The sequence below is a fragment of the Labrys sp. Lb11 genome (genome assembly GCF_057554225.1).
The window spans coordinates 409,573-418,052 of the sequence record NZ_BAAJOT010000008.1; the positions used below are offsets into that span (position 1 = coordinate 409,573).

The 8,480-nt window shown below is 67.7% G+C and carries 8 protein-coding genes; all 8 read right to left on the reverse strand.

The window, feature by feature from the left end:
* Positions 1-169: 169 nt before the first annotated feature.
* Positions 170-454, reverse strand: a complete 285-nt coding sequence (locus AC27L4_RS28780; protein ID WP_487146051.1) for a hypothetical protein — start codon at positions 452-454, stop codon at positions 170-172.
* Positions 451-1,149, reverse strand: a complete 699-nt coding sequence (locus AC27L4_RS28785) for a hypothetical protein (RefSeq protein WP_487146052.1) — start codon at positions 1,147-1,149, stop codon at positions 451-453. The genes AC27L4_RS28780 and AC27L4_RS28785 overlap by 4 nt, the downstream gene beginning before the upstream one ends.
* 2 nt (positions 1,150-1,151) lie before the next feature.
* Positions 1,152-2,564 carry an APC family permease gene (locus AC27L4_RS28790; protein WP_487146053.1) on the reverse strand — a complete coding sequence of 471 codons (1,413 nt, stop codon included), beginning with the start codon at positions 2,562-2,564 and terminating at the stop codon, positions 1,152-1,154.
* Positions 2,561-2,743, reverse strand: coding sequence for a hypothetical protein (locus tag AC27L4_RS28795; protein WP_487146054.1), 183 nt, complete (start codon positions 2,741-2,743; stop codon positions 2,561-2,563). The genes AC27L4_RS28790 and AC27L4_RS28795 overlap by 4 nt, the downstream gene beginning before the upstream one ends.
* Before the next feature lie 10 nt (positions 2,744-2,753).
* Positions 2,754-3,137: a hypothetical protein gene (locus AC27L4_RS28800; RefSeq protein WP_487146055.1), complete on the reverse strand. Its 384-nt coding sequence runs from the start codon at positions 3,135-3,137 to the stop codon at positions 2,754-2,756.
* An 8-nt stretch (positions 3,138-3,145) separates the two neighbouring features.
* Positions 3,146-3,439, reverse strand: coding sequence for a hypothetical protein (locus tag AC27L4_RS28805; protein ID WP_487146056.1), 294 nt, complete (start codon positions 3,437-3,439; stop codon positions 3,146-3,148).
* A 718-nt stretch (positions 3,440-4,157) separates the two neighbouring features.
* Positions 4,158-8,012 carry a M10 family metallopeptidase C-terminal domain-containing protein gene (locus tag AC27L4_RS28810; protein ID WP_487146057.1) on the reverse strand — a complete coding sequence of 1,285 codons (3,855 nt, stop codon included), beginning with the start codon at positions 8,010-8,012 and terminating at the stop codon, positions 4,158-4,160.
* 237 nt (positions 8,013-8,249) lie between these two features.
* Positions 8,250-8,480 (reverse strand): hypothetical protein (locus AC27L4_RS28815; RefSeq protein WP_487146058.1); only part of this gene is annotated, 231 nt, incomplete at its 5' end.

An 8,480-nucleotide genomic window follows, 5' to 3' on the forward strand; every position in this document is an offset into this window, starting at 1 on the left:
TGGACGGAGCGTACGACGGCGGGAGAATTTTTGTCTATTTTTTATATAGAAAATATATACTAAAAATTTCTCAAAGAACATCCTCTCGGCAGCATAAACATGCTCCCGGAGCCGCACTCCATCCCGCACACCCCAAGCGTAGGGGCCGCGGGTCAATCCCGGCGGCTGACTACCGAGCCGGCGTGGCGCCCTGGCGCTGCTGCCACCGGGCATAGCGCAGGCGGGCGAAGCGATAGGCGTCGGGGATCGACATGGCCCAGACGAACAGGCCGCCGGCCGACCGGCCGACGAAGGACTGGTCGGGGGTCGTCAGGTGCCAGGTGATGAGGGCGAGCAGCAGCGAGAAGAAGGCGAAGCCGAGCCCGCGCTGCGGCTGGCCGGCCGCGACATGGCCGACGCCCGGCAGGACGACCGCCAGGGCGAGCACGACATAGGGATTGACCGGCTTGCTCATCGCGGTGCCTCGTGTCGAGTGGCGCTGATGGCGGCCGGAGGCGCCGGCAGGGCGTCTTCCAGCGCGATCAGGCCGTCATAGAGCGCCAGCACGTCGGCGGCCGAGACCCGGCCGGGGAAGACGCTCTGGCGCAGCAGCAGATATTCGCCACGCTGCCCCTGCGCGACCTGATGGACCGCGCGCAGCGTCCCGGGAGTCACGGCGACCTCCTTGGTGCGAGGGTCGGCCATCAGCGCCGCCACGGGCTCGGCCGCCGTATCGAGCAGGGACTGGCCGGCCGGGCCGGATCCGCGCGCCAGGATCTCGGCCGGCAGGAGCGACGGCGGCTCCAGCCGCGCCGCGAGGCGATGAGTGACGGCGAAGAACTCGGCGCCGACCGGGCGCGCCAGCACGGCGAAGGCGCCGGACGCGCCATGGCGGCCGACGACGGTGAGGGAGAGCCAGAGCTGCGGCAGGCGGCGAAGGGTCAGGCTGTCGGGGATGAGCTCGAGCCGCACCGACCGTCCGCCGATCATGCCATCGAGGCGCGGGAAGCCGTCGGCGGCCCGGCCGAGCCTCGCCGTGTCGAACACGGCGAGGCAATCTTCGAACAGCGCGGCCCTGGCGGAGAGCACCGCGCGGTGCTCGCGCCGCGCCACCAGGGCAAGGGCGCAGCCGCCGACGGCCGCGATGCCCGCGATCAGGGCCAGCGCCATGGTCAATACCCCCGCGGCTTGGGCCAGGGCATGGTGAACTGGTCGCCGCGCCGCACGAACTTGTAGCGGTGGAAGGCGAACCAGACGGACGCGACGATGTAGAACACCATCATCGCCACCAGCTGGGTGCCGTAGCCCAGGAACACCGCGAAATAGGTCACGGAGCACAGGACGAACAGCACGATCGCCGGCAGGGGATGGAAGGGGTGGACATAACCGCGCTTGATCGTGTCGAGCGGCCACTTCGCCCGGAACATGATCATGTTGATCGGCATGAAGGTGTAGCCGAGCAGGCCGGACAGGATCGAGAAGGTGATCACCTGGTCGAGCGGCGCGCCCAGGGCGAAGATCAGGGCGATCGGCACCAGGAACACGATCGAGCGGAACGGGGTACGGTACCTGGGATGCACCGCGCCGAACCAGATCGGCATGTAGCGGTCGCGGCCCATGGAGAACCAGGCGCGCGAGGCGTCGTTGATGCAGCCGTTCGCCGAGGCCAGGGTCGAGAAGATGGTGCCGATGAACAGGAACACCATCAGCGGCGTGGAATTGCTGAGGCGCGCCGCGTCGAACAGCGGCGTGATCGACTGGCCGAGATACTCCCACGGCATCAGCCCGACGCAGACATACCAGGTCATGGCCGCGGCGATCAGCAGCGTGATCATGCCGAGCATGGTGCCGAGCGGCAGCGAGCGGGCGGGCGAGCGCACTTCCTCGGCTGCCTGGGTCGTGCCCTCGATGCCGAGATAGAACCACAGGCCGAAATGCAGCGCCGCGATCACGCCGAGCCAGCCGTAGGGCAGGCCGACGAGGAGCTCGTGCGGCTTGACGACGTCGTTCGACCACGGCTTCACGCCCACGAAGAGCGCCACGATCGAGACGAAGGCGATGGCGGTGATGACCAGGTTGAACGTCAGCGTGGCGTAGACGCCGCGATAGTTCAGCCAGGCCAGGAACATGATGGTCAGCACGATGAAGGGCTTGTCGTGCACGCCCTCGAAGCCGGCCATGCCGCCGACGGTCTGGATGAGATAGCCGGCGGTGATGGCGTTGCCCGCCTCGAGCATGGTGTAGGCCATGACGAGGTAGAGGCCGACATTGAAGGCCATCAGCGGCCCGACGATATGCTTGGCCTGGGCATATTGCCCGCCGGCGGCGGCGACGGTGGAGGTGACCTCCGAATCGATCATGGCGACGCAGGTGTAGAGCAGCCCCGCCGTCCAGCAGGCGATCAGCGCCGCCAGGGCGCCGCCCTTGCCGACGGCGAAGTTCCAGCCCATGAACTCGCCGACCAGCACGATGCCGACGCCGAGCGCCCAGACATGGGCCGGGCCGAGCACGCGCAGGAGCGAGATCTTCTCGCCGTGGATGACGGTGGACGGCGCGTGCGCCGCGGAGTCAGATGCCACGCTCATTTGTCCCCCCGATGCGTCGGGTCGATGATCAGCTCGTCCTCGATCTCGCCTTCGCGGGACGACAGCAGCACCTTCTCCGAATAGGCCGAATTGGTCTTGATCAGGTCGTAGAGCATCCACAGGCCGAACATGGCCGACAGCACCCACGCCGCATATTCCAGTGCCTGGAAAGCGTTCATGCCAATGTCCTCACTTGCGATCGAAACGCTCGGCGATGACGTCGCGGAACTCCTTGTCCGAGTAGCGGACGACGAACGCGAAGTAGACGATCACCACGAGGGCGGTCAGGACGAAGGCGCCGACCGAGAAGGTATAGTCGAAGCGCGAGGCGATCAGCTCGGCGGCGCTCTCGGGCGTGAAGCCCAGCTTCTCCCAGGCCGCCTGCATGGTGGCGTTCTGCTGCATGCCGGCCCAGCTCTTGTCGGCAATGTCCTGCACGACCTTGCCACCGCCGGCGAGGTCGAGATAGAGCGGCGCGAACAGGCTCGCGACGACCAGGACGAGAATGAGGAGCGAATCGACGATCTGCCCGATGGCGGACTGCTCCGGCGGTCGATAGACTGGCTTGGCCATCGTGCCTCCTACTTCTTCCGGTTCTTCATTTCGTCGAGGTAGTGCAGGTCGAGGCCGTAGATCGGAGCCTTGTCCTCGGTATAATGGCGCAGCAGCGCGGTGATCGAGGCGGTGTTGAACAGCAGCACCAGCCCACCCGCGATGGCGAGCGCCACCACGATGCCGGTGGAGCCGGCATTGGGTGCGATCTGGATGAAGACGAACAGGATCATGAACCAGAGCACGAGCACCGCGCCGATCGCCCAGTAGCGGTCGCCGCGATACATCGACTCGATCCGTGGATCCTCGGATCCCGGCTGCATGGTTTTTTTCCTCCTGGTGAACTCCCGCTCCTGCAGGAGCATGGAGAGTTGCCTCACAGGCAACTTGTTTTGATGCGCGGAAAGTCTGCGACTCCTGTGCAGGGCAAGTCAAGCCGTTTTCTGCACGGATGTTGTGCAAACGCGCCCCTTTTCGGCAGAATCTGTCTCGCAGAAGACAATTTTCATTTAAAGAATTTTTATTTCCTTACAGGAATTTCACTCCCAGGCAGATATGTATCGTCGTGAAGGACTGATCGCCGGCGAGCCGGGAGGACCTTCGCGGCTGCATGTGTCCGGGACCGCCGTCCGGCCGGACCGCAGGCCCGTCGCATTCCCGACGGGCTCGCGCCCGCCGCGCCGCCTCGCGGATGCGGCATGAACCGGCCCTCCGGCGACATCCTGCCATGACGTGGAGCCCTTGAGCGGGTGGGTTCGCGCGAACGGGCCGATCTTCGCAGGCAGGGCGGCGACTATCGAGGAGGAAGCGCCCTGCCTGCGCGGAGTGCGGATCGAAACACCGGAAAGGGGTGGACAATCCCGGGAAGTGGGTCGCCTCCCCAGCCTTCGCGAGGCCGGGGCCATGGTTCGGCCAGCCGCCTGCCATGCAACCGCAGCCGGGTCGACCGGGACAAGGGGATGCCGCGACGCCCGCAGGCCGGACGGTGCGCCTCCTCCGCCGGGCGGGCGGAGGAGGTCTTCGCCTCGATCCCGCAGCGCGCTACAGGATGAACTCGCCGGCGACCAGCGCGGTGATGTTGGCGACATAGACGGAAAAGTCCGCCGTGCCGTCGCCGTTGACGTCGCCATAGGCGACCGCGCTGCCGCCGGACACCGCATAGCGCAACTCGCCGGCATGGTGGGTGAAGGCACCGGTGCCGATGAAGCTGAAGGCCTGGTCGCCGCCGACAGCAGTGTTGGCGTCGATGCCCGAGACATCGATCTTGTCGAGCTGGGCCTGGCTGAAGTCCTTGATGACGTCCCGCCCCGCGATGGCGACGGTGCTGTCGCCGAGCGCCTGGAAGACGAAGCGGTCCGCGCCGGTGCCGCCGGTGAGGTAGTCGTGGCCGGCGCCGCCGAAGAGCTGGTCGGCGCCGCCGCCGCCGCTGAGCGTGTCGTCGCCGCCGAGGCCCTGGATGATGTTGGCGCCGGCATTGCCGGTGATGATGTTGGCCTGGCTGTTGCCGGTGGCGTTGATGGCGGCCGACCCGTCGAGGATGAACTTCTCGACGTAGCGGCCGGCCAGCGAGTAGCTGACGGTCGAATGGATCGTGTCGGTGCCGGCGCCGGCGGCCTCCTTCACGTTGTCCGCGGCGTTGACGACATAATAGGTGTCATTGCCGCCGCGGCCGTCGAGCACGTCGCCGCCGCCCATGCCCTTGAGGATGTTGGCGCCGGAATTGCCGATCAGCGTGTTGGCCTGGCTGTTGCCGGTGGCGTTGATGTTGGACGAGCCGTCGAGGATGAGCGTCTCGACGTAGCGTCCGCCCAGAGAATAGGACACCGTCGAGTGAATCGTGTCATTGCCCTCGCCATTCGCCTCGATGACGTTGTCGGCCGTGCTGGTGACGTAATAGGTGTCATTGCCGCCATAGCCCTGCATGACGTCGCCGCCGCCCATGCCCCTGATGATGTTGGCGCCGGCGTTGCCCTGGATGGTCTGGGCGAGTTCGTTGCCGGTCAGGTCGAGGGCCGTCGCGCCGGTCGCCGTCGACAGCCGCAGCAATTCGATCGACTGGCCGGCCTGCAGCGCATAGCTGATGCCGGTGTTGACGGTGTCGAAGCCGCCGCCGGCCGCCTCGAACACCAGGTCGCCGGCCTGGTCGACGTAGTAGGTGTCGTCGCCGCCGAGGCCCGACATGCTGTCGACGCCACGGCCGCCATTGATGGAATTGGCGCCGTCATTGCCGGTCAGCACGTCGCCGAAGGCGCTGCCGGTCAGGTTCTCGATCGAGCTCAGCGTGTCGATGCCGGCGCCGCCGGTGTTCTGCGCCGCCGGGTTGGCCAGGCTCACCGTGACCCCGCTGGTGGCGGAGGCATAGCTCGCCGTGTCGATGCCGACGCCGCCGATCAGCTGGTCGTCGCCGGCGCCGCCGTCGAGCGTCGAGCCGCCCGAGGCCGGCGTGACGGCCGCGCCCTGCAGCGAGATGTTGAGCGTGTAGGACGCCCCTGCCGGCAGCGGCCCGCTGCCGGGGAAGGCGACGACCTCGACATAATAGAGGCCGGCCGCGGCGAAGGTGAAGTTGAGGAGCGTGTCGAGGGAGGTGGAACTGCCGGGATCGTTGCCGCCGTCGTCGCCGGAGGCGAGCAGCATGCCGGCGCTGTCGTAGATCTTGAGATAGGTGTCGATGCCGACGGTGTGGTCGATGTCGAACACGGCCGCGGCGCCGGCGTTGGCGTTGAACTTGTAGAACTCGCTGCCGCCGTTGGCCGTCGCCAGCACGGTGGCGTGCGGCACGGTGGTCGCGTCCTGGATGAAGTCGCTGGCCTGCAGGCTGAAGACGCCGTCGACGCTGACCGCCGCCGTACGCGTGTCGTTGTGGACGCTGGCGGCCTTGGTCAGCCAGAGGGTCGGCGCGCCGGCGATCAGCGTGTCGTTGCCGCCGCCGCCCCGCAGGATGTCGGAGCCGCCGCCGCCGCGGATGACGTTGTCGTTGCCGTCGCCGTTGAGCGTGTCCTTGAAATAGGAGCCGGTCAGGTTCTCGAAGCCCGACACCGTGTCGGTGCCGGCGCCGCCCGTGTTCTGCGCCGTGGTGACGGAGAGGCTGACGGTGACGCCGCGGTCGAGCGCGTAGCTCAGCGTGTCGGTGCCGGCGCCGCCGTTCAGCGTGTCGTCGCCGAGGAAGCCGTCGATGGTGTCGTCGCCGCCATTGCCGTCGAGCACGTTGGCGCCGGAGGAGCCGACGATCAGCGCCTCGCCGCCCTGGCTGCCTTCGACGTTCTCGATGTTGTACAGCGTCTCGGTGTTGCCGCCAGCCACGCTCGCCCGGTTGTTGGCGAGGCTGATGGTGACGAGGCCGTCACTGAAGGCGATGCCGCTGTAGTCGACCGTGTCGATGCCGGCGCCGCCGTCGTAATAGTCGAAGGTGATGAAGTCGGTGTCGACGATGCGGTCATTGCCGTCGCCGCCATAGACGGTGTCCGCGCCCGCCCCGCCGTTCATCGTGTCATTGCCGCCGTTGCCGACGAGGACGTTGGCGACGGCGTTGCCGTTGATGACGTCGTCGCCGCTGCCGCCCGTGGCATTCTCGATGGTGACGCCCGCCGCGATCGAGACGTTGCCGACCAGGCCGCCGACATTGGAGAAGGACTCGGCGTCCAGGTTGATGGTCTGGTTCTGGGAATAGCCGGAGAAGTCGAGCGTGTCGTTGCCGCCGCCGTCCCAGATCGACGCGACCAGCGGCTGCGTCGCCGAGCCGAGCGCATAGGGCGCCCCGGCATTGGAGTTGAAGCCGTAGACGGTGTCGCCCGAGCGGGTGGTGGTGTTGGCGCCGTAGAGCCGCTGGATGGCGGCGATGTCGTCGATCATCGGCGTCAGGTTGTAGGTGCTGCCGAAATTGGCGCCGGTGTTACCCTCGCCGAAATAGCTCATCACCGTGTATTGGCGCGTGTCCTCGACATACTCGGCGTTGTTGTCATAGGTGATGGTCTGGCCGGGACCGGCATTGTAGGCGCCGGGATGCTCGAGGCCGAGCGCGTGCCCGATCTCGTGCACCAGGGTCAGGAACTCGTAGGTGCCGGGATCGAGATTGGTGGTGGAGGCGTAGTGCGTGTTCATGAACACGTCGCCTTCCCAGTTCGCCGCCGTCTGGTTGTTGGTCTGGGGGAAGAAGGCGAAGGCCTCGGAATTGTCGGTGGTGGAGGAATAGTTGCCGAACAGGATGGTGGCGTTGTTGGTGTCGCCATTGTCGGTGAAGGTGATGTTGGCGACGGCCGACCACAGGGCCAGCGCCGCCCGCGCCGCGGTCTCCTCCGCGGCGGTGAAGGCGGAGAAGGTGCCGACCATGTCGCGGCCGTTGACCGTGTAGGTCGGCGCCGAGGTGCGGAAGCCGAAGCTGATCGATCCGGGACTGGTGCCGAGCGTGGTGCCCCAATGGTAGTTGTCGCGGGTGATCTGCACCGCGGCCTCGGCCGTGGTCTTGTGGATGGTCGGCGTCGCGTCCGGGTCCGGCGCCACCGGCCAATCCGACGCAAAGCCGCCGGTCGCCGGATGCGGGCCGAGGCCGATCGCATCGACGGGGGCCGAATGGCCGGCCGCCGGCATCGGCGCGAAGGCGAAGGCGGCCGTGCCGTCGTCGGCGGTCACGGCCAGCGCGTCGGCGAGGCCGCCCGCATGCGGGCTCGCCGCGTCCGCCGGCGCGCCGCTGCCGACCGGCTGGCCGACCCTGTCGGCGTTGCGGTCTCCGGCGGCGATCGGCGAGCTTTGCGGGCCGGCCTCGTCAGCGCCGTCGGGCGCGTGGGAATCGGCGCTGCCGTCGGCATGCACCGGCCCGGCGGGCTCGCCGAGCGGCGGCGGGGCATCGAGGCTGGAGACAAGCAGATCCGTTGCGGAAACGAGGTCCGTGGGCTGCGACATGGTCGTGCTCCGTTGCTTCAGTGCAAACGAGCTGCCGCGCCCAGCCTAGCAGCAGGTAGTCGGATGTGGCATAAAGTTCGACCGGCAGCGCTCCGCCAATTGCCGGTTTCTGCGCCCGACATATCCGGAACGTTGCGCGAGCAACCTACAGCAGTTTCGGATTGTTGCGTAGCGGAAATTATGGTCGCACAGGCGGAATCCGCCGGCACGGGCAGTCCCGCCCGACGGTGCGGGCGATCAGGTCGCCGGCCGCGGCGCCCAGGGCCGCCGCCGGCGCCGGCGCGAGGCCGGCGACGCGCGCACCGCCGGCCCGGACGGCGTCATCGCCGCCGAAGCCGCGGAACCGCCGCGGCCGGCCTCGTCGCCGGGCATGCCACCCGCCGATCCGGCCGAGACACGTCCGTCCAGCCCGGCGCCGCGCTGGCCGGCGCTTCCCTGCTTGCCGATCTCGCCCATGATCAGCTCTCC